Here is a 24,783-nt window from a genome sequence, read left to right as displayed (position 1 = left end):
TATACAAGTGAAACCCGCGGGAACTGGAAGAGTCAGGGGCAGAAAATGCATCAGCCCTGAATGCCAGCAGCTTGCTGTACAGCGTCGCGGAGCTCCTGGCTTTGCCAGGGTTTGTTGAGGCAATGGAAATGGCCAGCGCCATCGCGGGCATTGACCCCTACTTCGTAGGCTGATTGCCCTGTTAGGAGTATTTTTCCGACACCTGGAATACGTCGTTCCACTTCGCCCAGAAAGACATCGCCTTTCATACCGGGCATAATCTGATCGGAAATAACAACTGTTACCGACTGCCCGGCCCCTTTCAGTTCATCGATGATTTCAAGCCCTTCTTCGGCACTCTCAGCCAATTCGAAGGTGAAATTGTCGCCGAGGGTGTGCGACAACTCCTGTCGAAGACTGGTGAGAACCGTCTTTTCGTCATCTACACAGAGTATAACATGTCGGGCCATAGGCGTGGAGGGTGTCCTGAAGTTACGAGTGTTTCCTCAAAGAAACACCGTGTATTAACGACATCTGCGAATAATGAGGGAAAAGTGACCTTTTTGTTAAGCGCCATCCCGCAGATGCTCACCATTTGGTTTTTCCACATTCATCGCTGAACGACAAGCGGTCAAATGGGTGTTACTACTTTTATGCAGCCAAACAACAAGCCACGCCATGACATCAGCCCTGCCTCCCCGCTTCAATGTACGCGCCTACGGAATCTGGCTGAATAGCCGGGACGAGGTGCTGGTATGCGAAGAAGTGCTGCGCGGGCGGCAGATCATCAAGTTTCCGGGCGGTGGACTGGAGTTTGGCGAGGGCCTGTTGGACTGTCTGAAACGTGAGTGGCTTGAAGAAACGGGGCTGGAGGCTGAAATTATCCGCCATTATTACACAACCGACTTTTATCAGCCCTCAGCCGCGCGGGAGAATGAGCAGGTATTGAGTGTGTACTACCTGGTGCGGTGCGAGGCTGAACCCCGCGAAATCAACAGTCTGGAAGGGAAGCATGCCTTTCGATGGATACCGCTGGCAGCACTGACCGAAGAAGCCGTTACCCTGCCGATAGACCGAGTGGTGGCCAGCCGGCTGCGCCACGACTTCCTGCTGCTGGCCGAGCCTGTCTGAGCCCCGCTTACAGCCTTACAGGATGTAGTGGCTGAGGTCGCGCTGCTGCACCAGGCCATCAAGCTTGGCATGCACGAAGTCGGCTGTGACGCGGAAGGTGCGTTCGGGTGAGAGGTCGGGCACTGTGAAGAGAATGTCTTCCAGCAGGTTGGACAGCAGCGTGTGCAGGCGGCGTGCGCCGATGTTTTCCACTTCCTCGTTTACCCGGAAGGCTGTTGCGGCCAGCACCCGCAAGGCATCGTCGTCGAATGAAAGGTCTACGCCTTCGGTTTCCAGCAGGGCCTGGTATTGCTTGGTGAGGGCATTGCGGGGCTGGCTGAGAATCCGGTAGAAATCGTCTTCTGACAGCGATTGCAGTTCGACGCGGATGGGGAAGCGCCCCTGCAGTTCGGGTATGAGGTCGGAGGGCTTGGACAGGTGGAATGCGCCTGCCGCAATGAACAACACGTGATCTGTCTTTAGGGGGCCGTACTTGGTGTTGACGGTAGTGCCTTCAACTACGGGCAGGAGGTCGCGCTGCACGCCCTCGCGTGAGACGTCGGGGCCACCGCCCTTGTTGCCACGGCCCGCCACCTTGTCTATTTCGTCGATGAAGATGATGCCAGCGTTGGCGGCCTTTTCGATGGCTTCACGGTTGATGGCATCCATGTCCACCAGCTTGGCGGCTTCTTCCTGGGCCAGTATTTCGCGGGCCTCGCGTACGGTAACAGTGCGTTTCTTGCGGCGCTTGGGCATCATGTTGGAGAGCATATCCTGTATGCCATCCATGCCTTCCATGCCAGCGGGACCCATTACCTGTACAGGGGCAGGGGCGCTTACTTCAATTTCGATCTGGCGGTCGTCGAGTTCGTTGCTGTCCAGCTTGGCGCGGAATTTCTCACGGGTACGTTCATTGAGCTCCGCGTCGGAGGCCTTGGCGGGGTCGAAGCTGCCCTGCGTTTGTGTGGAAGAGAACCCTGGGGCGCTGTAGCCAGTGGAGCCTGGGGTGTGTACGGGCGGAATGAGGATATCGAGAATGGCTTCGTTGGCCAGCTTGAGCGCCTGCGGCTGCACGCGGGCCATGTGGATTTCCTTGACCAGCGCCACCGACTGCTCGGCCAGGTCGCGCACCATGCTCTCGACGTCGCGGCCTACGTAGCCGACTTCGGTAAACTTGCTGGCTTCCACCTTCACGAAAGGTGCTTCGGCGAGCTGGGCCAGCCGGCGCGCGATTTCCGTTTTGCCAACACCGGTAGCCCCTATCATGAGAATATTGTTGGGCATGATTTCGCGGCGGAGTTCTGGGGCAGCGTTGAGGCGACGCCAGCGGTTGCGAAGGGCAATGGCAACGGCCTTCTTGGCGTCGTGCTGGCCTATTATATAGCGATCTAGCTCCTGCACGATACGCGCGGGAGTGAGTGACTGGATAGCGGGATCGGTGTTCACGGCAGAAAAAGAGAGAACCGAAGATAGCCAAGCAGAAGGTGTGCCGGGCGTGTTATACTGACAGGAGGTCAGTTGTCGGAGTAGCGACTGGGCGCAAAGAGGAAGCCGAAAGCTTCGCTGTGCTCCCGTTGCAGGTGCTTGTGGTGGATTTTGTGGGCGCGAATGAGGCGACGCAGATAGGGATGCGTGGGGCGCCAGCGCAGCTTTACCCGCTGGTGTACCAGGACATCGTGCAGGATGAAATACAGCAGGCCGTAGACGGCGATGCCCAGGCCAATCCAGAAGACAAAATGGCCGTTGAGGTCGCCCCAGACGACGAGACCGGCACTGAGAACCGCATAAAACACCCCCACCCAATCATTGTCTTCCCACCAGCCTTTGCGGGCGCCATGGTGGCTTTTGTGCACGAACCACAACAGCCCATGCAGGATGTATTTGTGAAGGAGCCAGGCGATGCCTTCCATGGCAACGACCGTGAAAAGAAGAAGGGCCAAACCCAGATACCAAGCCATATAGCGAAGTAACCACGGAAACAGGGAAATCATTCGCTGTGAAGCGGGGAAAGCGCCAACTTGCCGCAATGTCAATGCAGACTGCCACCTACCGGGAGATGATGCTGGCCACTCGCGAGCTGCTTACCCCACGCTATGGCGAGCGCGAGGCCGAAGCGCTTGCCTGGCGGTTGTTTACAGCCATTCTTGGGAAAGAAAAACATGAGATTGTTTTACTATATGCACATTCAGTTACCAATGAATTTATTAGACAATATCAACAGTATGTAGAGCGGTTAATTTCAGGTGTTCCGATACAGCATATCCAGGGGCATGAGTGGTTCGATGGGCTGCTCTTTCGGGTTTCTGGGGCGGTGCTGATTCCCCGGCCCGAGACGGAAGAGCTGGTACATCTGGCAAAGGGGGTAATAAACAGCCATTTCAAGGCAGGGAAAGTGCTGGATATAGGCACTGGCAGCGGCTGCATAGCGATAGCGCTGTCTAAGCATTTGCCAAATATGCAGTTATGTGCTATTGACATATCACTGGATGCTTTATTGATAGCTGAAGAGAATGCGCAAAATCTGGGTGTAGGGGTGGAATTTCGGCAGTTGGATGTACTGACTGCCCCTGCTGAAGCCTTTACCGGACTGGCCGCCATCGTCAGCAACCCGCCCTACATTCCGCTGCACGAGCGCGCCGAACTGGACGAGCACGTGCGCGAGCATGAGCCTGCGCTGGCCCTGTTCTCGCCTGACGCAGAGCCGGAGATATTCTATCGACGCATACTGGAACTGGGGCAGCACTGGCTGCAGCCGGGGGGTTGGGTGTTTTTTGAACTGCACCCACCCTATGCTGAAGTTGTCCGCCAGAAAGCCCTGGAGTTAGGTTATGAAGCGGTGGAGGTGCGCAAAGACCTGTATGGCCGCGACCGTATGCTACTGGCCCGCAGGCCACATCAGTAACGCGGCCCTCGGCACAGCAGCAGGTGATTGTGTGTAACGGGGTACACCTCTACCTGTTGAAAGCCTTCGGTCACCAGGCGCTGAAACCGAAGGCTGGCCTCAAGCCGAGTGGGGGTATCGACAATGCGGTTTACGATACACAGACCTTGGGGTGCCGTAGCTGACGCCAACTGGCGGATGGTCGAGGACGTGCTGAGCCCGACGGGGCTGTCACAGTCGATGAAGAGGTCGGCCACAACGAGGTCAAAGCGCGTGGCATTACTAGCCAGCCACTGGAAGGCATCGGCATGAAGGAGCGTAAGTGCTGGTTCATCTTTCAGGCCAAACCACTTGGTAGCCAGACGAATGACTTCAGCATCCAGTTCTACCCCCACCACTGGTACCTGCGGATGATGACCACGGATGAGTTTCAGCACACTGCCTGCGCCGAAGCCAAGAAGCAGGGCGTTGTTCAGGGGCAGGCGACCCAGGTCTCGCTCGATCCAGAGATCCTGAAAGAGGGCATGCAGCGAGCCGAAGGAGTAGTTGGCGGTGGTGGCGTTGAGCTTGAGCCGCCCTTCAGACAGTACCACTTCGAGCAGTGGGTTGTGGCTTGATTGGGCGGTTTCCAGCACAATGGGCTTGAACCAACTGCGCAGGCGCTGCACCCAGGTAATGGGAGAAGTGCTCATGCTGCAAGTTAGGGCATCCCTACCCTGTTGTTAGCGGCTTTGAGGCGCTGCTCCAATCCCAGCCGATAGTCATAATCGCGGTAGGTGGCAGCCATCTGATACCAGCGCTGGGCCGTCTTCAGGTCGCCCTTCTGCTCGGCCAGTGACCCCAGGTAATACAGGGCATATACCTTCATCCACAGTACCTTGCCTGGGGAAAGCGCCACGCACTTTTCGTAATGCCCGCTTGCGTCCACCAGCGGGCCGTACTCATGGGCAGTACGCCCGAGGCGGTAATGCAGTTCGACCTGCTGGTCTACCGTCAGGTTTTTAAGCGAGGGGTTGTTGAGCAGGCGGTACACACGCTCGGGCTGGCCACCGTCGAAGGCCCAACGGGCCTGCAACAGCAGAAGGTCGTTGCCCCGAAAGGGAGCGGTGAGATATTGGCGCGCCTGTCGGGCGGCGTAGTTGTCATCATCGAAGCCACTGGAAGGAGCAGCCTCTACCTGCTTCATGAACTGGCGGGCGCTGTCTGCCTTCTGCTCCAGCGCAAAGCAGACGGCTGAACGATACAAGGCATCGCGTACCAATAGACTGCCCTTCATCTGACGCAAGTACTGCTGAAAATGTGCCAGCGCCGGCCTGTATTGCCCTGCCAGCAACAGGCTGCGCCCCATTGCGTAGCGAAGAAAAGGGATGTACTCCAGCTGACGCGGCTGAAAGCGCTTCTGCGCCGATTCCAACACTGTCAGTGCCTGCGTATTCTGCTTGCGCTCTACCAGGCTGTTGACACGCAGATAGGTGATGATGGGACTGAGCGAGTCGGTCTGGTAGAGGGCGTCGATGCGAGTGGCGGCATCCAGCGGGTCGGCCAGGATGTGCTTGGCTACCAGGAAGCGCAGCAGCTGGGCCTCGGTACGCAGGAAATGGCCGTGGCCAGCGGCGGATTCGAGCAATTTGATGCCCTGCTGCAGGTCGCCGCGGAAGCCGAACAGCTTGGCCGCCCAGCGATAAGATTCAGGAATGGACGCCACCGCCACTTCGTACAACCCCTTGAGTCGGGCGGCTTCCATGCGCAGGCGTTGCCCCTCTTCGGTACTGGCGTCAGCACTGGCGGCCTCTTGGGCCAGGTTGTAGCTGCGGCGGAAGTCGAGCAGGGCCGAGAACTGCTTCTGGTGCAGGAACTTAAGTACGCCTCGCTCAAAGTAAAGGTTGGCACGGGCAGCAGTTGAGGCCGCCTGTGGATAGGCTTCGTAGTCGTCTTCCACCTTGCCGGAGTAGACCTCGAAGGCACGCCAGCTGTTGGGCGAAGGGTGCGTGAGGGCGCGCACAAACGCCAGATGGTGCAGGTAAAAGAGCCTGCGGGGCCCCGATATCTGTAAGGCATACTGCTCGGCCTCTTTGAACGAAAGGCTCAGCACCGTTCGCTCTACAGCCGCTTCGTATGGACTGGAAAGCTGGGCGGTGGCATGTAGCGGAAAAATAAGCAGCGCCCATACCAGAAGGTACAGGCGCTGTAGATATTGGCTGGCGCGCATTAGCGTGCAGCAGTGTATCAGACGGTGGCTTCGGCGGTCAGCTTGGCGCTGTTCTCGAAGTATTCGGCGTCTACGAGAATACGGCCGCAGTTTTCGCATACGATGATGCGCTTGCGCTGGCGGATTTCGTGCTGACGCTGAGGAGGAATAATGGCAAAACACCCGCCACAGGCACCGCGGTCCATGGTCACGACCGCGAGGCCGTTACGCATGTTGCGGCGGATTTTGTGGTAGGCCTGCAGCAGACGGGCTTCGATGTTCCGCGAAGCGTCTTCACTCATGCCAATAAGTGCTTTTTCTTCCTTTTCGGTTTCGGAAACAATGGTTTCGAGCTCGCGCTTCTTCTCCTGAAGGTCGTGGCTGCGCTCGTCAAACTGCTGCTTCACCTCGGCGATTTTGCCATCGCGTTCAGCGATGTAATCCTGAAACTGCTTGATCTTGCGCTCGCTGGTGAGGATTTCCAGGTTGGCGAGCTCGATTTCCTTGTTGAGGGCTTCGAATTCGCGGCTGTTCTTCACGTTGGTGAGCTGCGAGTCGTATTTCTTGATGAGGTCGCGGTTTTCCTGGATGACCGTCTGGCGGCGGCGGATTTCCTCATTCGCTTGGTCTACTTCTTCCTGCAGGCGGGCAATGCGCGTACTGAGCCCTTCCAGTTCGTCTTCCAGGTCGCGGACTTCCTCAGGCAGGCCCCCGCGCACCAGGCGCAGGCGGTCGAGCTGGGAATCGATCTGTTGCAGGTTGGCCAGCGCCTGTTGGCGCTGATCGACGCTCATGTTATCGGTCATACGTGGTACGAAACGGGATTTGTGGGAGTCCCGGAAATCAAGAACGCAAAAGTAGGAAAAACTTGTTGCAAATGTGCAGCAATTGCGTGCGGTGTAAATTGTTCCGACTCATAGTGGCCGATATCACAGTAGAGCAGTTGGCCTTCACTGTCAAAAAACTTGTGGTAGGTGACGTCGGCAGTAACGAAAGCATCAGCACCAGCAGCACGGGCGGCATCCAGCAGAAAGCTGCCAGAGCCCCCACAGAGAGCTACTTTCTGGATGGTTGCCCGGCTGGTGTCGGCATAGCGGATGGCGGGGACCTGGAATGCCTGCTTCAGCAGATTTAGAAAGGCTGCCTTGGGCATGGGCGCGGGCAGTATACCCACTGCGCCAGAGCCCGCCAGCGTCTGCGTGGCCTCCACGGTGGTGAGCTGCCAGGCGATTTCCTCATAAGGATGTGCCTTGCGCAGGGCGGCCAGCACAGTACCTTTTGCATGGCTGGGAAGGATGACCTGCAACTGCGTTTCGGTGCCGGTATGGCGCTGACCCACCGCCCCTGAGTGCGGCTGGGCCGCCCCCACAGGCCGGAAGCCAACGGTAGTTTCCCAGCGGACGGAAACCTGATCGTAAATGGGACTGGCCGTGCCGGCACCTGCTGCCAGCAGCGCCTGTTCTACGGCATCGGCATGGCTGGTGGGCACGGACACCGTGAGCAGCTGCATCAGTCCGGTTTTGGGTGCCAATACCCTGACGTTCTGGAGCCCCAAGCGGCGGGCCATCTCGGCGTTCACCCCGGTGTGAATGTGATCTAGGTTGGTGTGGCAGGCGTACAGGTTGAGGTCGTGGCGGATGGCCTTACGGAGGAGGCGCCCTACCCAATCGCGCTCGGTCAGGTTCTTGCGGGGGTTGAACCAGATGGGATGGTGGGCTATGATGAGATTGGCGCCGAGCCGAATGGCTTCGTCCAGCACGGCATCGGTGACGTCGAGGGTGAGGAGCGCTTTGGTGACGGAAGCATGGTGGTCGCCTACAAGCAGCCCCACATTGTCGTAAGATTCAGCGAGTTGTGGAGCAGCCCACTGCTCCAGCACCCGTGTAATGTCCTGCACGGTCATGGAGCAAAGTTGCGGAAAAGTTGGGGGCGGGACTCAGCCACCCGTTGCAACGCCCAGCCGCACCCTCAGGCCAACGAGCAGGTAACGCTGCTGAATCTGAAACGCCTCCTGTGAAAACGAAACGCCGTTGAGGCTGGCAAACACGAAGCTGCCGGGCGCAAACAGGTTGACGGCTTCGGCCAGCAGCCGCATACGCGGACCCAATGCCACCTCAGCCTTGCCGGAAAGCGATGCAAAGCTGGGCGAGTCGGCAGAGGGGAAGGCAATGCAGGGCGCCAGGCTCAACTGCCATTTCTGTGCATACCAGCCTGCATTCAGGCGCACCAGATGCGACTGCACGGGAGGCAGAAGGGCTGACTGCACGCCGCTGCGTGTACTGAGCAGGCGATATTCCAGACCCAGCCGGAGGTATTCGCCCAGAAACGTCTGAGTGGTAAACTCCAACGAATGCTGAGCATTCTGCGTGCTGAAAGGCAACGCGCCGCGATAGGCCAGACCCTCGAACTGAAGAAAAGTGTAAACAGCCTTGAGGTAAGTACGTATCGGCAGGGCATACCAGTCGGCCAGCGCCATGACCTGAAGACCCGGGAGCGCGGCCGACACGAGCGAGTCGCGCAGGCTTGAAAAAGGCAGTGCAAAGACTTCTGTTCCGACATAGACATTGCGACGAACGTTGTACTGCCCGCTGAGGAAAGCCGAAATCTGCTGATAGGAATTGGCATAGGACAGCCGACCACGGACCGTCTGCTGGCGGGTGAAGCCAATCTGGCCGTCGGCGCCCGCACTCGTGGTCAATGCACTGGAAAGCAGGGAGAAAGGCTGAAGACTGTTAGCCGAAGGCGATTGCCACCCTGCGACATACTCCAGCCGGGCCTTGAAGTATTTTGAAACTGTATACTGTGCTGTCAGTTGGCCTGTAACGGCAGCTTCCTGTTGCTCCGATGGCTGACGAGGCCCCTGATAGGCCACTCTGCTCCACTGTACTGTGGGGAAGAGTTTCAGCAGAAAGCGGCCCCAACGGCGTTGATGCTGATAGCCCAGCAGGAGGGCAGTCTGGGCTGTCTGGAAGGATTGTGCCAGCGTATCGGAAAACAGACCTGTATGGTTCTGCCAGAGGGCTTCGGCACGGATTTCATTGTCGCGGTTGAGGAAAAAACGAAGCTGGCTGCCCCATGCAAGCTGGCGGTTTGTGGCCTTCTGTGCGAAAGGAGACGAGGCATCGGTCAGCAGTTGGCGCTGGGGATTGGCTGTAAGCTGCTCGGCGGTGAAGGTGTTTGCCCACTTGAGGACAGCAACTTTGCCGACGCGGGCCGAATAATCGGCAGTGAAGGTATTGGTGAAGAAGCGTCCGTCGGTCTGGAAGGCTATGGGGAGGCTGTTGCCGAGCGTCTGGTCGGTGAAGCGCTGCTGCTGAAACCGCAGTTGGTTGCCCAAGGCCAGGCGCTGGGTGCGGGAGATGCGAAACTCGGCTGTGATTTCATGCCCCAGCATGGTCTGTTGTTCCTCCTGCCGGGTTTGAGATGCAACGGTGAACAGACTATCGGAGAATCGGCTGGTAGTGAACCGGTCGCGGACACCCAACTGGCGGAAGTGCTGCACCTGTACAGACTGCTGCCAGTGCCAGCGCCCCTTACGCCAGTTCATGGAAGCATCCGCACGGGCAGCAGTGGCGTCGGTGGCAAGCTGGGGCGCTACCAGCGGCAATCTAAATGTGCCGTAAAGCGGTGCAGAAAGGCGATCAGGCTTGAGTATGGGCTCTGCAGTATTGGGGAGAAAGGCAACCGTGGAGCCACTGCTGCCGGTGTTCTGCATACTACCGCTGGACAGCCATTTGTTCTGCCCGGCCAACTGCATGGCTGAGAGCCCCAACTGCCCTCGAAAGGGCGTGCCCCCTGCCAGCGCCTCGACATTGTACACAGGGCGCACGCGGTATTCCTTTTTCAGCTTGAGGTTCAGCGCGGCGTCGGTTGTTTCGGGCTCCAGCAGCTTGAGGACATAGTCGTCGGAGAAGTTGTCGATGGCCTCTACCTGGTCCAGCGCTTCAGCGGGCAGGTTGCGGGTACCAGCAGTATGGTTGCTGCCAAGTACGTTGGAGCCGTCGATGAGAACCTGCCGCACAGGTTTGCCACGATAGGAGATACTGCCATCGGCTCCTACCTGCACCTCGGGCAGTCGGCGCAGGAGGTCTTCCACCGTCTTCTCAGCTCCAGTGGCATACTGCTGCGGATTGAAGCGGGTGGTATCGCCGCTGACTTCGAAGCCGTTGCGGCGTGCCTGTATCGTTACTTCCTTCAGTTCCACAGCAGCGGGGCGCAGGGTGACAGTCAGGCGCAGGGTGTCGGGGCTGGGAGTGGCAATCTGAAACGCAAGAGTGTCGGGGCGAAAGCCCATCTGGCGGGCCACCAGCAGGTAACTGCCGGGCGCTACCTGACGGCGCCACTGCCCTTGGGCATCTGTAAGGCCGCCTGCAATGGGCGCTTTGTTAACCAACAGCAGCACAGAGGCTGCAACCGCTGGTTGGCCCTCTTCGGTGTTGACACGCAACAGCAGAGGCTGCTGTTGGGCTTTGGCCGCCTGAAACACTACAGAGAACAGCAGCGCCATTAGGATGCCTACCGCTGTCCCAGTCCTCATTCGGTCAGCTCAATGGACTGTGAGTTGTCCACTTTGGCTCCCGCCCCTACCGATACCCCTCGAACCGAGGCCATCATGCCCTTTATGCGCTGTATGCGGCGGACGTCGGCTTCCTGCCGCAGCTGATAGAATTCTTTTCGGGAAATGGTGGCAGGCGCTTGGGCACTGGCTGGCAACACTATATTGTTTGTGATCCGATAGCCAGTGAGACGGGCAGACACCACGCCAGCGGTGTCAGAAGCCTCGACTAACAAGCCCGGAAGGCCTACCAAGAGCCACGGACCGGCAGAAATAGGAACATCGGTGGTGTACCAGCACACATACGAGCGCCCGCGCAGGGTGCCTGTGGCTTTGTAGCAGGTCATGCCGTTGAGGGTACGGCTTTCGGGGTGCAATTGCCAGTTTATCACCGCTGTGGGGGTTTCGTCCACAATAAACCAGCGGTCCTGAATATTGGAATGCGAGCGCACTGCCTGGCTGGCAAGGTTATGGTAGAACCAACTGCCGTCAGGGTGTTGGCGGGTAGCGGTCATTGTCATGGTCTCCTCCCCGGTCCACTGCTGTTTACGTACTACGCCGTCGGGGCCTACCGTGAGCGTATCTACCGAGAATACCTGCTGGCCGTCAGCAATAACGCGGTAATCGCGCTGAAGGGCGTTGCCGGAACTGAAAGTGTAGGTGGCTATCAGAATGGGGGTTTCCTGCGCATTTGCGGTTGTAACCAGCAGGCTGAAGCATAGCAGAGTAATGAACCTGGTCATTGATGATGAGCGGATTGCCTTGATGCGTCTGACAGTAGCGCAGGAAAACTCCTCCGCCACCACTTAGAGAAACCTTTCCAACAAGATAATCAAGCCTGATTGGAAAAAGCAAACTAGCACTGTCGGAATGTGACAGCTACTGATTTAAATGATGGGAGGCGCAAGGATTTGCGAGAATGAGGCAGAGTTCCTACTTTTGCCCTCCCTCAAGCGCTGTTAGCTCAGTTGGTTCAGAGCACCACTTTGACAGAGTGGGGGTCAGTGGTTCGAATCCACTACAGCGCACCAACACAAGAGCCCCGATTCGGGGCTCTTTGCATTTAAAGCCATTTCAGGGCACCATCGCCATCTTGGCGCGGCCAGCAATAACTACAGTCAGCAGACAACCAGGATTGCAAATCATCTATTTTTTCATGAAATGTTGCAACCGAATCCGACTGGATTTGTCTTTGAGTAAACTATCTCAAGACATGGCAAAGAAAACTTCCAGCCCTTCGCCGAACGATCAACGTTCGAATGTCAAGAATCCGAACAACCCTGGCCATAAAGCTGACAGGGACAACTACTCGAATCAGAAAAATCCCAACCATGCCCCGAGCAAAGGGAAGGGAAAGTAACCGCACTACAGCGCACCAACACAAGAGCCCCGATTCGGGGCTCTTTGCATGTACGGCAGCAGCAACCTGTCAGTACCAGCCGCCGCCCAGAGAGCGAGGCATATCGACCATCGCGGTCAGCTGACGCAGTTTGATCTTCACCAGCTAGAAGCGCGATTCCGGTATTGAAGTAGGAGTTGCACTGATACGGAACGGAGATTATGCGCCAACCAAGATAGAAAGCCATAACCGTCAGAATAGAAGTTAAATATTTGCTATTCAAATATTTAACTGACTCACGTTCGTGAGGTGACACAAATCCGATGCCCCACTGCCAGCGCATAATCCACATCGCCCGAACCACCGCAAGCGAGGTATGTTGTTGATTTTCAAGAGAAGCCTAACCCAGGCTTCCCTTTGCTTTTATAATATTGACAATCAGCTTTTTATAGCAAGATTTATTTCAAGTACCACGAAACACTTACGAAAAGCACGTAGTTGGCAAAACTATTGCTGCGCATTTGGCGTATATTTACTGTACCCTAAACGGATTAACTATGTCAACGCAAACGCTAGCACCGCTTTACCGCGCCTTGTTTGAAGCCCTTCGGGACGACGCACTGGCAGAACAGCTGCAAGGGCTGGGCGCTGACACCAAGGGTCGCAACCGGCTGCTGACAGAGACCCTGACTGCCATCTGTGCGCAGCATGGTGTTGCTTTTACGGAGGTATTCGATGCCACCGACCTTGCACTGGTTGCAGTGGCCCAGAACGGTGACGAGCAGATGGCGCTGTTGAGCCTGCAGATACAACTACAGATAGCGCGCCGTGCACCCGCACCTGTAGCCACGGTATCTGATACGGTGGAAAAAACCCTGCGAATGGAAGCCTTCCAGGGCCGACGGATTTCAGCAGGCGAATAACCTCCTGCTGCGGGTTTTTGTGCGACATTTGCAGGTCAGTTGCCTGCCATGCGTTACTTTCTGCACCATGCCTATCACGGCGCCAACTATCAGGGTTGGCAGCGCCAGGAACACGGCGCCAGCGTGCAGGGCGAACTGGAACGCTGCCTGTCCATTCTGCTGAAGCAGCCTACTGAAGTGCTGGGCGCCGGCCGCACCGACACTGGCGTACATGCCACTGGCAACTACTGCCATTTCGACACCGAGACGCCCCTCCCACCCGACTTTCTGCGCAAACTCAACGGTATGCTGCCGCTTGACATTGCTGTGCAGCAACTGTTCGAGGCCACCCACCCTCAGATGCACGCGCGGTTCAGCGCCCTGAGCCGTAGCTACTGCTACACACTGGCCCGCTACAAGCAGCCCATGCTGCATGATCGTGCCTGGCCCTATTACCATGCACTGGACGTGGCGGCCATGCAGAAGGCCGCTGGGCTACTGATTCAGTACCGCGACTTTGCCAGCTTCTGCAAGACTGGCGGCAACAACCACACAACGCTGTGCACGCTGTTTGAGTCGCGATGGGAAGAAGCGCCAGGTGTACTGCGCTATCACGTAACCGCCAACCGTTTTCTTCGTGGGATGGTGCGGGCGCTGGTGGGTACGCTGATACTGGTGGGGGAAGGCAAGTTGACGCTGAACGGCTTGCAGGAGGTAGTAGAAGCCAAAGACCGCCGCCGAGCCGGACAGGCCGCCCCTGCCAAAGGCCTGGTACTTGTTAATGTAGGTTATATACAGGAAAACCTAAAGCTGGTACAATTTTTGTAAGCCAGTTTTTTCTAGTTTGCAGACGACAACTCTTTCAGCGTCTGCCTATGCTGAAGCAAGGCTTACAGCAAAAACTTCTACAGAAACTCTCGCCCCAGCAGATACAGTTCATCAAACTGCTGCAGATACCGACTGCCTCACTGGAAGCGCGTATCAAGCAGGAACTGGAGGAAAATCCTGCCCTGGCCGAACTGGAAGACCCCACTACGGGCCAAATGGACACTGCCTATGCGTCGGGTCCACTGACCGGCAGTGCCGGTGACCCCTTGCCCGAAAGCCAGGACTTTGGTGGCGAAAGCAGCAGCGGTGGCGAGGAAATGGGGGGTCAGGAAAGCAGCCTGGAGGAGTACATAGACCAGGACAGCGACTACGACTATCGCACCCAGCTGCCGGACGATCCCAACGAAGAGCGCTACGAAGCCCCCATTGTGCAGCGGAGCTCAATGTATGACATGCTGATGGGCCAGATAGGCCTGTTTGAGCTGAGCGAGCAGGAACGCATTGTAGCACAACAGATCATAGGCAGCATCGACGAAGACGGCTATTTCCGCCGGCCTCTGTCGGCTATTGTAGACGACCTGGCCTTTCGGCAAAACGTGTTTGTGGAGGAGGAGCTGGTGGAGAACGTGCTGAACCGCGTGCAGCAACTGGACCCGCCCGGCGTAGGCGCCCGCGACCTACAGGAGTGTCTGCTGCTGCAACTGGACCGCAAGCCCCACACCGACGAAGTAGAAACCGCCCAGACGGTGCTGATGGACTACTTCGAGGAGTTTACGAAGAAGCACTTCGACCGCATCATCGAGCGCCTCGGTATCAGCCGAGACCAGTTCCGTGACGCCTACAACCTCATCACCAAACTGAACCCCAAGCCTGGCGAGAGCGAAAGTGAGGTAAAGGGGCAGTACATCGTGCCGGATTTCATCCTGACGGTGGAGGGTGGCGAGATCGACATCAAGTTGAACCGCCGCAACGCGCCCTCGCTGACCGTGAACAAGGCGTATCTCCAGATGCTCTCGCACTACGAGAAACTGTCGAAGCACGACACGCGCGAGGTAAAAGAGACCATTCAGTTCGTCAAGAACAAGATAGACGCGGCCAAATGGTTTATTGACGCCATACGCCAGCGGCAGTACACGCTGCTGAAAACGATGGCCAGCATTGCCAACAAGCAGCGCGACTTCTTCCTGAGCGAGGGCGACACCACCAAGCTGCGGCCCATGATTCTGAAGGACATTGCGGACGAGATTCTGATGGACATCTCGACGGTGTCGCGGGTGGCGAACAGCAAGTTTGTCCAGACCGACTTCGGCATCTATCAGCTGAAATTCTTCTTCTCGGAAGGCATTACCACCGAAAGTGGCGAGGAGGTGTCCAACAAAGAGGTGAAGCAGATCCTGAAGGACATGATTGAAGGCGAGAAGAAGAACCGTCCTCTTTCGGATGACAAACTGGCCGCCATGCTGAATGAGAAGGGCTACAACATTGCCCGCCGCACCGTGGCTAAATACCGCGAGCAGATGAATATACCCGTAGCCCGCCTGCGGAAAGAAGTGTAAGGCCGCGTTTCACACACCCTGTCCCATGACCGACGAAACAGAAGAACTGCTGGTGCCCATCCCCAGCCCCGAGGAAGCGAGTGCGCGTTTCCGTGAGTTGTGCAGTGAGCCCTTCTGGTACGACGAAGTAGACAGCCACAGCCCCTTCGGCAACGACGACGGTGCCGACATCTTTGCCTCTCTGCCAGACCTGAAAGATGCCTTTGCCGTGGCTACCGACCTGGAGGCACTGGAAATGCTGTGCGACTCGTGGGAATACCTGGACGCGCCACTGGAAGACGGCCAGCCCTTGAGCGCTGAACAGCAGTATCGCGCAGCCTCGTTCTGGATCTGGGGCGCATTGGCGCAATTGTACTGGCGAGGCAACATAGACCGGGGCCTAAAGCAGAAAGGAACACAGATGGCAGCCAAGCTGGACAAACTTGTGCGCGCCGACGCTTTTTTTGCCTCAGACCGTGACCTGCTGCTGCAACGACTGGCGGCTTACTCAAAAGTGATCAGCGCTGCATGATGCACGAACAGCCTACCCTGCCTGAAGCCGACACTCTGTTCCAGCGGCGTGTGGCGCAGGTGCTTACCACTCTGTTGCAACCCAACATTCTGCAGGTGGTGCTGCTGTTGGCATTTGCCTGGCCCGACCTGATGGCCGCCCAGAGCTATGGGTTGATTGGCTTGATCATGCTGTTTGCCATGGTACTGCCGTTGGTAGGCTATGTGCTCTACCTTCGATCTGTCGGGGTGAAAGTGGGCTTTTCGCTGGCGCGGGAATACCGCCTCATTCCGTTCCTCATCAACAATGTGAGCCTGGCGCTGTTTGTGTTCACGCTCCGGTATCTGTTTCTGGACGACCCAGAAACACGTCGCGCCACTTTCTTCCTGTTTCTGGGCATTGGCTATCTGCTGGCCCTGAACATTGTAGCTGCGGCCGTTACGCTGTTTTACAAGCTGAGCTTGCACATGATGGCGCTCGGCGCCATGAGCATTCTCTTGTACACGCGCAGCAGCAGCGAGGCCTTAAGTATGAAGTTGATTCTGCTCTTCTGGTTGCTGGTGGCATTGGCCTGGGCGCGTCTGCGACTGAAAGCCCATACTGCCGACGAAGTAGTAACAGGCATGGCCTTGGGAATGTTGCTGCCAGTGCTTATTCTTATGCTTCCGTGGGAGTTCCCACTGTAATACCCCCTCCACTGCAACCGACTTCCCTCCATGTACAACACGATCAAGTTCGCGGTAGACCAGGGCATATGCACGATTACGTTCAACCGCCCCGAGCGCTACAATGCCTTCAACACCGACATGTCGTTGGAGTTTATCGACGCGCTGAAGAAAGCTGCTAAAGATGCGGACATCCGGTGCGTGGTGCTGACAGGCGAGGGCAAAGCCTTCTGTTCGGGACAAGACCTGAAAGACGTAGCCAGCGTAGCGGGCGTACGCGACCTTGGCGAGAGCGTAGAGCGGCGCTACAACCCCATGGTGCGGCTCATCTATGGCACCGAGAAGCCTTTCATCTGCCGTATGAATGGCATAGCCGCAGGTGCGGGAGCAGGCGTGGCACTGGCATGCGACTACGTGGTAGCCAGCGAGGAGAGCGGCCTGCTGTTCGCCTTTGCCAAAATAGGCCTGGTGCTGGACAGCGGCGCATCCTACATTCTTCCGCGGCTGGTAGGCACACGCAAGGCATTTGAACTGGCGTCTCTGCCCGAGACCATCCCTGCCGCAGAAGCCTTGCGCCTGGGCATGATAAACAAAGTAGTGCCAGCCGCCGAGCTGGATGCCGCCGTGGCCGACATTGCAGGCAAATATGCCAAAGCCCCTACCCGTGCCGTGGCTTACATCAAGCGGATGCTGCTGCGTAGTTACGAGCAGAACCTGGAACAGTGCCTGGAGCAGGAGAAGTATTTCCAGCACATTGCCGGCAAGACCGAAGACTATGTGGAAGGTGTCAGCTCGTTTATCGAGAAGCGTGCCCCCAACTACAAAGGGCGCTGAGGTAACACCCCAACGCCCTTTTATGGAACAATAGCTGGCTGAGAGGCTGGCTATTTCTTTTTGCCGGACTTCTGGAGGAAGTAATCGACTGCCATTTCGTAGCTGAGCATACCAAAACCAGCGATAGTGCCTACGCAGGCAGCGCTGAGGACGGAGTGGTCGCGGAAGGCCTCGCGGGCGTGGATGTTGCTGAGGTGCACCTCGATGACGGGCACGTCAATGGCGCGGATGGCATCGGCAATGGCGTAACTGTAGTGCGAGAAAGCGCCGGCGTTCAGGACAATGCCGTCGGCAGTGCTGGCGTGGAGACGGTCGATGAGGGCGCCTTCGTGGTTGCTCTGGAAGTAGCCAAACTCGCACGACATGTTACCCTCCTGAATACGTCGAACAAGGCTCTCAAACGTCTCATTACCATATATTTCTGGCTGACGCTTACCCTGTAGGTTCAGATTGGGACCGTTGATGATTTCTATCCGCATGGAAAGGTTAGAGTGGGATGGTTCGGGGGCGCAAGATACAGCTTAGATTTGGGTGTATGTTGCCGCCACCGCTGAAAGCCTATCTGGATTACCTGAAGCTGGAGAAAGGGCTATCGGAGAACACCCTTGAAGCGTATGGGCACGATCTGGAACGGTATCTGCACTTTCTGAACGAGCGGTTTGGCCTGAAAAGCCCAGCACTGGTGACGCTGGACCAGCTACAGGCTTTTCTGATAGAACTGGTGGAGGTGCACAAACTGAGCGACTATTCGCTGGCCCGCAACCTCTCGGCGTTGAAGGGGCTGCACGGCTGGATGCTGGACGAACAGCTGACGCAGAGCAATCCTGCCGAGCTGATTCACAGCCCCAGACTGGCCCGCACCCTGCCCGACGTGCTGACCGTAGACGAGATAGACCGCATGCTGGCCACCTTTGACATGGCCGAACCCCTACAGCTGCGCAATCGCGCCCTGTGCGAGCTGCTCTATGGCAGCGGCCTGCGCGTGAGTGAACTGGTGGCCCTGAACATACAGGACCTGTACCCCGAAGAAGGCTTTGTGCGGGTGATAGGCAAGGGCGACAAGGAGCGTCTTGTGCCCATGGGCGAGTCGGCGGTATATTACATTGACCTCTACCGGCAGTTCCAACGCAACCACCAGACGGTGCAGAAAGGCTCGGAGGGGGCGCTGTTTCTGAACGTGCGGGGCGGCAGACTGACGCGCATGTCGGCTTTCAACATTGTACGTGACGCCTGTGCCCATGCAGGCATACAAAAAACCGTGGGGCCGCACACGCTGCGTCACAGTTTTGCCACCCACCTGATAGAAGGCGGGGCCGACCTGCGGGCTGTGCAGGAAATGCTGGGCCACGCCAGCATCACCACCACCGAACGCTATCTGCATGTAGACCGGCATTACCTGCGGCAAGTGTATCATGAACACCACCCCCGCAGCGGGCAACGGCGCTAGCGTTCCCACCAGGCTTTTTCCTGTGCCGCCTGCACCTGCGGGCTCTCGAAGGTGACGACTGCGCGGTGCGTGAACAGGTTCTCGTCGTAGTGGATGTGCAACTGCCGAAAACGCCAGTAGTAGCGAGGCGCGTAGCCTACCTGTTCGCCGGGGCCAAAGGCTTCCTGAAGTTTGGCGAGCAGGGCCTGGCTCTGGGCGGGCGTCGTCTGGATTTCGAAGCTGTGCAGCTGCTGTAGATAGAAGAAATAGCGGATGCGCTCTACGCCCAGCTGCCGACAGAGGGCGGTGTCGCTGGCGCGCTGGTAGATCTCGCGGCCCTGTACACGGCCCCGGTGCTGCATGAAGCCGCCCATCTGCCGCACGTCGGTGCCCAGTGCAATGCCCTGCCAGCCCCGCACAGCGGTGGTATCCAGTACCTGCGCCAACCCCGGGCGGGGTGCCAGTGCCAGCAGCAACAGTAGTAGATATCTCATTTGTTCAGCCCCAGCAAGGTATAACCGATGGTGCATTCGCGGCACCGGCTCTGGGTGCAATATCCGCGGAAAAGGGCAATCATGCCCTGTGCTTCCAGCGCCGAGCGGGGCTTGAGGCCCAGATGCTCGTAGTGGCGTGTGACGGAATTGCTCTCGGGCGGGAGTTTCTGCAACAGCGAGGTCACCTGCTCGGCGGCATCCAGCTGCCCCCGGTGGCGGTGGTACAGAATGCCGTAGGGCACGATGACGTTGGCGATGAGGCGGTCGAGCAGGTCTTTGCCGGGCAGGCCTGTGCTCTTGCCCCCAGCGGGGCCAAAGCGAAAGCGCCCCACCCAGTACGGACTAACGGGTGCCCGGAGCAGGTCTTTGAGCCGTGCAAGGTCGGTGGTGATGAGCATGCCCAGCGAGCCCGCCGCACCTTTCTGATACAGTTGGGCCACGATGCCTGCCACCTGCGCCAGCCGTACTGTAGGGAAGCTGACTGGGCGCATCCGCATGAAACGAACCTCGCCGGGGGGCAGCGCATCCAGCGCATACTTGACCCGTAGCCATTCCCACTGCTCCTGCAGGCTGCGGTGGTAGTCGTCCTGGGGTTCAGCAGCCAACAGGCCTGCGACACCCATGAGCAGGGCTTCGAGCATAAGCGGGCTGTCGGCGTGGCGGGCCACTACCCGGAAGGGCAGCCTGCGCCCCAGTGTGGCAAAGGCTTCCTGATTAACCGGGCCTGCCATATAGGCCAGCAAGGCCACCCAGAGTGCTTCGTTCCAGTCGCGCAGACGGTCTTCCCATTCAGCAGCCAACCGCTCGGCTTTATCAATCATCCTGTTGAGACCCAACGACTGGAGCCACCTGCGCGTTTGAAAATTACCTACTTCGGTGATGTGCTCGCCGCAAGGAATGAGGCCACTGCCAAAAGGACCGGCCTGCCACTGGGAGTGGAGGTCGGGCAGGAGCAGGTCGGCCAGCGACAGTTCAGGTATCAGCTCTAGGTCGGCGCGCTGAATGGGCTGTTCGGCGGGCTCCAACACCACATGCAGGATGACGGAATTGTAGGTGGGGTCGAACTGGTGACCGTGGGTATACCAGTCGCGGCCCCGCAGGTGCAGCTCTACAGCGCCCTTCAGCAAACGGCCGTCGATGGAGATTTCGGCGCGGAGAAAATCGGGCCCGGCATCGGCATTGCGCACGCCAACGCTTCTGATTTCTACAGGTTGCCCTTGGGTTGTTCTGAGTCCGGCGGTGTTGAAGCGAAGTCCCTGCCAGGCATAGTGTAAGAGATTTTCGCTGAATGGATTGCCGGTCTCAGGTTCGGTCATTCGAGATAGCCGAGGATGGTATGCTGGGCGGGGTCGATGGTGACGTGCACGTACTCCTGGAGCGTGGTGGCGAGGTGCATTCCCACGAAGTCGGCCGAGACGGGCACCTTGCGGTGGCCACGGTCGATGAGCACGGCAATCTGCAAAGCGGCACAGGGCATCTCCATAAGTGGCCGCAACGAACGGAAGAGCGTGGTGCCGGTGTAGAGGACGTCGTCTATCAGCACGATGGGCGTCTGTTCGCTGAAGGGGATGCCGGTAAGGTTTTCCAGCTGGCCCAGGTGCACCTGCTTGCCGGAAATCTCACGCAACCGGACAGCCAGCCGTTCGGCCAGATAAGGGCCCCGCACCGAAACGCCCAGCAGAATAAGTGCCGGAGCATCGAAATTGCGTTCGTACAACTCAAACGCCATCCGTTCCAGCATGGCGTTGGCGCGCTCGGTGTGTAGAATGGGCAGGGCCATAGGCAAAGCTAGCAGGCGGATGGCGTTCGGCAAGCGCAGAGGCTGTATCGAAACGTCAGCCGTTCATTGCGATGAGGAACTCGTCGTTGGACTTGGTGCCACGCAGTTTGTCGTTGAGGAACTCCATCGCCTCGATGGGGGTCATTTCGGCGAGGAACTTGCGGAGAATCCAGACGCGGTGCAGGTACTTGGGGTCGATGAGGAGGTCTTCGTGGCGGGTACCGCTGCTGACGACGTCGATGGACGGGTAGATGCGGCGGTTGGCCAGACGGCGGTCCAGCTGAAGTTCCATGTTGCCAGTGCCCTTGAACTCCTCGAAGATTACTTCGTCCATCTTGCTGCCGGTGTCGATGAGCGCGGTAGCGAGAATGGTGAGCGAACCGCCCTGCTCTACATTTCGGGCAGCGCCAAAGAAGCGCTTGGGCTTGTGCAGCGCGTTGGCATCCACCCCACCCGACAGGATTTTGCCGGAAGCCGGCATGACAGTGTTGTGGGCGCGGGCCAGGCGGGTAATGGAGTCGAGCAGGATGACGACGTCGTGACCGCACTCTACCAGACGCTTGGCTTTTTCCAGCACGAGGTTGGCTACCAGCACATGGCGCTCGGCGGGTTCGTCGAAGGTGCTGGCAATGACCTCGGCGTTTACGTTGCGGGCCATGTCGGTTACTTCCTCCGGACGCTCGTCAATGAGCAGCACGATGAGGTAGACCTCGGGGTGGTTGCGGGCAATGGCGTTGGCTATTTTTTGCAGCAGGATGGTTTTACCGGTTTTGGGCTGTGCCACGATAAGACCACGCTGGCCTTTGCCAATGGGCGCGAAGAGGTCGAGGATGCGGAGCGAGAGGTCGCCGGCAGCGGGGTCGTCGAGGGTGAACTTCGACTTGGGGAAAAGCGGCGTGAGGTGGTCGAAGAAGATACGGTCGCGAATCTGCTCGGGCGGGCGGTTGTTGATGGTGTTGACCTTCAACAGAATAAAAAAGCGCTCGCCTTCACGGGGCGGGCGCACCTGACCAAAGACAGTATCGCCGGTCTTGAGGCCGTATTGCTTGATCTGCGCCGGGCTGACGTAGATATCGTCGGGGCTGGGCAGGTAGTTGTATTCGGGGGAGCGCAGGAAGCCGTAGCCGTCGTCCATCACTTCCAGGACGCCCTGATTGGTGATGTACCCCTCGAACTCCAGCAGGGCTTTCTCGTTGAAAGCGGGGAAGAGGTCGGGCTGAGGCGGTTGCTGCTGTTCTGGGCGCTCTGGGCGGTCCTGCCGCAAAGGGCGGTCACCCTGCCGGTCGTTGAGACGGTCGGGACGATCCTGACGCTGGGGCCGGTCGCCCTGCTGGAAACGGTCCTGTCGTTCTGGGCGGCCTTCGCGGTTCTGACCTTCTCCCCGGTTTTCACCACGTGGCTCACCTTCGGGGCGCTGTGGGCGATCGCCACGCTGGAAGCGGTCCTGGCGGTCAGGGCGGCCTTCGCCTCTTTCGCCACGGTTCTCGCCGCGTGGTTCGCCTTCGGCGCGCTGGGGGCGGTCACCGCGCTCAAAACGGCGCTGCTGATCTCCGGGCTGGCCTTCGGGACGGTCGCCACGGGGCTGACGGTCTGGGCGGTCAAAGCGGCGCTGTCCTTCTCCCTGCTGACCTTCGGAGCGGTCGGCACGTGGCTCACGATCGTTGCGGCGTTCGCGGTCGAAACGGTCACCGCGGCGCTCGTCGCGCTCCATGCGGGGTTGCTGGTTCTCAGCACCCTCTGCGCTGGCAACCTCGGCGGACTCTTGGGCCTGAGGCGCTTCTGCTACAGGTGCTTCAGGCATGTCGGCAGCAGGGGCTTCAATCTCTGGCTGTTCGGCGCGGCGCGGTGCGTTGCGCGACCTGGGCTGGCGGCGGGCAGCAGGCTCTTCAGCGGCAGCCTCAGGCGTTTCGGCAGCGGGTGGCAGCACATCCAGAATGGTGCGGGGCACTGATACTGGCAGGCCACTGGACTGCACCGCGCTGACTTCAGCTGCGGAGGGGTTATGGCCCAGAATGCGCTGGATGAGGTCCTGTTTCTTGAGCTCGCGGGCGCCAGGCAGGTTCAGGCGGGTAGCCAGTTCGCGCAGCTCGGAAACGAGCATGTTATTCAGTTCGGACGAATCGAACATTCGCTGAGAATTGGGGAGGGGAAGTCTGTATGTCTGCACCTCTGCCGACAGAAACCGACCATAAGGGCTGCGGGAGCCGTCGGGCAGAAAACCAAACAAGCGGGGGAGAACAGTGGGCAGTGCGCCCAAAACCGATATCAAGCGGCGGAATGCCAATCGGTAACGCCTGCAAGATAGGAAAAAGGGATTTGCAAGAAACAACTGAAAAAAAGCAGCACCCACACCCCAGAAACCAGCGGTTTTGCCGAATTTCGAACCTTACAGTATAAGACACGCCATGTTAACGATTCAGCAACTGAAGCAGAATCCTGCTGAAGCCGCCCGGCTTCTTGGACTCAAAAAAGTAGAAGATGCGCAAGAGAAAGTGAATGAAGCACTTGCGCTGGACGAGAAGCGCCGCAGTCTGCTGTCAGACCTCGAATCCAACCGGGCCGAGATGAACCGTGTAGCCAAAGCCATTGGCGTGGAAATGGGCAAAGGCAACAAAGAGGGCGCCGAAGCCCTGAAAGCCCAGACCGCCAACATCAAGCAGGGCATTGCCGATGGAGAAAAACAGGTGGCTGAGGTGGAAAAAGCCCTCTTCGACCTGCTGGTGACGCTGCCCAACATGCCGCACCCAACCGTGCCCGCAGGCTTCACGGCTGAAGAGAATGTAGTGGCATATGAGTCGCCACGGGCCAAGCCCACCCGTGAGCAGGCCCCCCTGCCCCATTGGGAACTGGCCGCCAAGCACAACCTCATTGACTTTGAGCTGGGTGTGAAGATTTCAGGCGCTGGCTTCCCTGTTTACATAGGCAAGGGCGCACAACTGCAACGCGCCATCATCCAGTGGTGTCTGGACAAGGCCGCCGAAGCGGGGTATCTGGAAGTACAGGTGCCCATCGTGGTGAACAAAGACAGCGGTTTTGGCACTGGCCAGCTGCCCGACAAGGAAGGCCAGATGTACTACGTGACCGAGGACGACCTTTACCTGATTCCTACGGCCGAGGTGCCCGTCACCAACCTGTTCCGCGACGAGATTGTAGACCCTGCGCAGCTGCCCATTCGGCGCGTAGGCTACACTCCCTGCTTCCGCCGCGAGGCCGGTTCGTATGGTGCCCACGTGCGCGGCCTCAATCGGCTGCACCAGTTCGACAAAGTGGAGATTGTGCAGATTGCCCACCCCGACAACTCCTATGAGATACACGAGCAGATGCGCCACTACGTAGCGGGCCTGCTGGACGCGCTGGAACTGCCCTATCGCACACTGCTGCTGTGCGCCGGCGATATGTCGTTTGGTGCGGCCAAGTGCTACGACATGGAAGTGTGGAGCGCGGGCCAGGAACGCTGGCTGGAGGTAAGCTCCATCTCGAACTTCGAGACGTTCCAGGCGAACCGCCTGAAGCTGCGCACACGCGGCGCCGATGGCAAAGGCACAATGCTGGCGCACACCCTGAACGGCAGCGCCCTGGCCCTGCCCCGTATTGTAGCGGGCATCCTGGAGAACCACCAGCAACCCGATGGCAGCATCCGCATTCCGCAGGTGCTGGTGCCCTACACCCGGTTCGACCGGATTGGCTGAGCCACTTACCCTGACACAACAAAAAGGCCACGGAATCCGTGGCCTTTTGCGTTTCGTTTAACCGTGG

24 protein-coding genes and 1 tRNA gene are annotated in these 24,783 nt (G+C 58.4%); 11 read left to right on the top strand and 14 right to left on the bottom strand.

Going from position 1 to position 24,783, the window contains the following annotated elements:
• Nucleotides 1-50: 50 nt before the first annotated feature.
• Nucleotides 51-449, bottom strand: coding sequence for a response regulator (locus AC2D8O_RS08445; RefSeq protein ID WP_484678382.1), 399 nt, complete (start codon nt 447-449; stop codon nt 51-53).
• A 208-nt stretch (nt 450-657) separates the two neighbouring features.
• On the opposite strand from AC2D8O_RS08445, the gene AC2D8O_RS08440 reads away from it, so the two are divergent.
• Nucleotides 658-1,110 (top strand): NUDIX hydrolase, encoded by a 453-nt coding sequence (locus AC2D8O_RS08440; RefSeq protein ID WP_484678381.1) that lies wholly within the window; start codon nt 658-660, stop codon nt 1,108-1,110.
• Between the two features lie 15 nt (nt 1,111-1,125).
• Here AC2D8O_RS08440 and hslU read toward each other — a convergent pair whose 3' ends face one another.
• Both hslU and AC2D8O_RS08430 read right to left on the bottom strand, forming a co-directional pair.
• The gene (gene hslU, locus AC2D8O_RS08435) at nt 1,126-2,535 is read right to left on the bottom strand and encodes an ATP-dependent protease ATPase subunit HslU (RefSeq protein WP_484678380.1); all 1,410 of its coding nucleotides are present in this window, start codon (nt 2,533-2,535) and stop codon (nt 1,126-1,128) included.
• A 68-nt stretch (nt 2,536-2,603) separates the two neighbouring features.
• On the bottom strand, nt 2,604-3,047 hold the full coding sequence (locus tag AC2D8O_RS08430) for a sterol desaturase family protein (protein ID WP_484678379.1): 444 nt from the start codon (nt 3,045-3,047) through the stop codon (nt 2,604-2,606).
• 68 nt (nt 3,048-3,115) lie between these two features.
• On the opposite strand from AC2D8O_RS08430, the gene prmC reads away from it, so the two are divergent.
• Nucleotides 3,116-3,991: a peptide chain release factor N(5)-glutamine methyltransferase gene (gene prmC / locus AC2D8O_RS08425; RefSeq protein ID WP_484678378.1), complete on the top strand. Its 876-nt coding sequence runs from the start codon at nt 3,116-3,118 to the stop codon at nt 3,989-3,991.
• Here prmC and AC2D8O_RS08420 read toward each other — a convergent pair.
• From AC2D8O_RS08420 to AC2D8O_RS08395, 6 genes are read right to left on the bottom strand one after another with little or no spacing between them, the layout of a single operon-like run.
• Entirely contained in the window at nt 3,985-4,662 is a 678-nt protein-coding gene (locus AC2D8O_RS08420; RefSeq protein WP_484678377.1) for a spermidine synthase, read from the bottom strand. The genes prmC and AC2D8O_RS08420 overlap by 7 nt on opposite strands.
• A gap of 8 nt (nt 4,663-4,670) precedes the next feature.
• On the bottom strand, nt 4,671-6,179 hold the full coding sequence (locus tag AC2D8O_RS08415; RefSeq protein WP_484678376.1) for a tetratricopeptide repeat protein: 1,509 nt from the start codon (nt 6,177-6,179) through the stop codon (nt 4,671-4,673).
• A 17-nt stretch (nt 6,180-6,196) separates the two neighbouring features.
• Nucleotides 6,197-6,952 carry a zinc ribbon domain-containing protein gene (locus AC2D8O_RS08410; RefSeq protein WP_484678375.1) on the bottom strand — a complete coding sequence of 252 codons (756 nt, stop codon included), beginning with the start codon at nt 6,950-6,952 and terminating at the stop codon, nt 6,197-6,199.
• 8 nt (nt 6,953-6,960) lie between these two features.
• The gene (locus tag AC2D8O_RS08405; RefSeq protein ID WP_484678374.1) at nt 6,961-8,061 is read right to left on the bottom strand and encodes a Nif3-like dinuclear metal center hexameric protein; all 1,101 of its coding nucleotides are present in this window, start codon (nt 8,059-8,061) and stop codon (nt 6,961-6,963) included.
• 33 nt (nt 8,062-8,094) lie between these two features.
• Nucleotides 8,095-10,695: a peptidase associated/transthyretin-like domain-containing protein gene (locus AC2D8O_RS08400; RefSeq protein WP_484678373.1), complete on the bottom strand. Its 2,601-nt coding sequence runs from the start codon at nt 10,693-10,695 to the stop codon at nt 8,095-8,097.
• Nucleotides 10,692-11,456 (bottom strand): GLPGLI family protein, encoded by a 765-nt coding sequence (locus AC2D8O_RS08395; RefSeq protein WP_484678372.1) that lies wholly within the window; start codon nt 11,454-11,456, stop codon nt 10,692-10,694. Before AC2D8O_RS08395 ends, AC2D8O_RS08400 begins: the two co-directional genes overlap by 4 nt.
• Nucleotides 11,457-11,666: 210 nt before the next feature.
• Here AC2D8O_RS08395 and AC2D8O_RS08390 point away from each other — a divergent pair.
• From AC2D8O_RS08390 to AC2D8O_RS08360, 7 genes are all read left to right on the top strand, one after another.
• Nucleotides 11,667-11,744, top strand: a tRNA-Val gene (locus tag AC2D8O_RS08390).
• An 865-nt stretch (nt 11,745-12,609) separates the two neighbouring features.
• Nucleotides 12,610-12,975 (top strand): hypothetical protein, encoded by a 366-nt coding sequence (locus tag AC2D8O_RS08385; protein ID WP_484678371.1) that lies wholly within the window; start codon nt 12,610-12,612, stop codon nt 12,973-12,975.
• A gap of 48 nt (nt 12,976-13,023) precedes the next feature.
• Nucleotides 13,024-13,782 carry a tRNA pseudouridine(38-40) synthase TruA gene (gene truA / locus AC2D8O_RS08380; RefSeq protein WP_484678370.1) on the top strand — a complete coding sequence of 253 codons (759 nt, stop codon included), beginning with the start codon at nt 13,024-13,026 and terminating at the stop codon, nt 13,780-13,782.
• A 47-nt stretch (nt 13,783-13,829) separates the two neighbouring features.
• Nucleotides 13,830-15,338: an RNA polymerase factor sigma-54 gene (rpoN, locus tag AC2D8O_RS08375; RefSeq protein WP_484678369.1), complete on the top strand. Its 1,509-nt coding sequence runs from the start codon at nt 13,830-13,832 to the stop codon at nt 15,336-15,338.
• Between the two features lie 25 nt (nt 15,339-15,363).
• On the top strand, nt 15,364-15,849 hold the full coding sequence (locus AC2D8O_RS08370; protein ID WP_484678368.1) for a hypothetical protein: 486 nt from the start codon (nt 15,364-15,366) through the stop codon (nt 15,847-15,849).
• Nucleotides 15,846-16,514: a hypothetical protein gene (locus tag AC2D8O_RS08365; RefSeq protein WP_484678367.1), complete on the top strand. Its 669-nt coding sequence runs from the start codon at nt 15,846-15,848 to the stop codon at nt 16,512-16,514. Before AC2D8O_RS08370 ends, AC2D8O_RS08365 begins: the two co-directional genes overlap by 4 nt.
• Nucleotides 16,515-16,544: 30 nt before the next feature.
• A complete protein-coding gene (locus AC2D8O_RS08360; protein WP_484678366.1) occupies nt 16,545-17,327 on the top strand; it encodes an enoyl-CoA hydratase-related protein in 783 nt (260 codons plus the stop codon).
• 50 nt (nt 17,328-17,377) lie between these two features.
• Here the strand turns inward: AC2D8O_RS08360 and aroQ are convergent, their stop codons facing one another.
• Nucleotides 17,378-17,806 carry a type II 3-dehydroquinate dehydratase gene (gene aroQ / locus AC2D8O_RS08355; RefSeq protein ID WP_484678365.1) on the bottom strand — a complete coding sequence of 143 codons (429 nt, stop codon included), beginning with the start codon at nt 17,804-17,806 and terminating at the stop codon, nt 17,378-17,380.
• A 56-nt stretch (nt 17,807-17,862) separates the two neighbouring features.
• Between aroQ and xerD the strand changes: the two genes are divergently transcribed.
• Complete coding sequence (xerD, locus tag AC2D8O_RS08350; protein WP_484678364.1) at nt 17,863-18,774, top strand: site-specific tyrosine recombinase XerD; 912 nt, start codon at nt 17,863-17,865, stop codon at nt 18,772-18,774.
• Here the strand turns inward: xerD and AC2D8O_RS08345 are convergent.
• From AC2D8O_RS08345 to rho, 4 genes are read right to left on the bottom strand one after another with little or no spacing between them, the layout of a single operon-like run.
• Complete coding sequence (locus AC2D8O_RS08345) at nt 18,771-19,247, bottom strand: hypothetical protein (RefSeq protein ID WP_484678363.1); 477 nt, start codon at nt 19,245-19,247, stop codon at nt 18,771-18,773. The genes xerD and AC2D8O_RS08345 overlap by 4 nt on opposite strands.
• Nucleotides 19,244-20,563, bottom strand: a complete 1,320-nt coding sequence (locus AC2D8O_RS08340; RefSeq protein WP_484678362.1) for a DUF2851 family protein — start codon at nt 20,561-20,563, stop codon at nt 19,244-19,246. Before AC2D8O_RS08340 ends, AC2D8O_RS08345 begins: the two co-directional genes overlap by 4 nt.
• Nucleotides 20,560-21,027 carry a phosphoribosyltransferase family protein gene (locus AC2D8O_RS08335; protein WP_484678361.1) on the bottom strand — a complete coding sequence of 156 codons (468 nt, stop codon included), beginning with the start codon at nt 21,025-21,027 and terminating at the stop codon, nt 20,560-20,562. Before AC2D8O_RS08335 ends, AC2D8O_RS08340 begins: the two co-directional genes overlap by 4 nt.
• A 55-nt stretch (nt 21,028-21,082) precedes the next feature.
• On the bottom strand, nt 21,083-23,155 hold the full coding sequence (rho, locus tag AC2D8O_RS08330) for a transcription termination factor Rho (protein ID WP_484678360.1): 2,073 nt from the start codon (nt 23,153-23,155) through the stop codon (nt 21,083-21,085).
• A 277-nt stretch (nt 23,156-23,432) separates the two neighbouring features.
• On the opposite strand from rho, the gene serS reads away from it, so the two are divergent.
• Complete coding sequence (gene serS / locus AC2D8O_RS08325; protein ID WP_484678359.1) at nt 23,433-24,716, top strand: serine--tRNA ligase; 1,284 nt, start codon at nt 23,433-23,435, stop codon at nt 24,714-24,716.
• Nucleotides 24,717-24,783 lie beyond the last annotated feature (67 nt).

Source organism: Pontibacter sp. T17 (assembly GCF_057219875.1).
The sequence above is the reverse complement of the archived record's forward strand: the minus strand, read 5'-3'. Positions and strand labels throughout refer to the sequence as shown.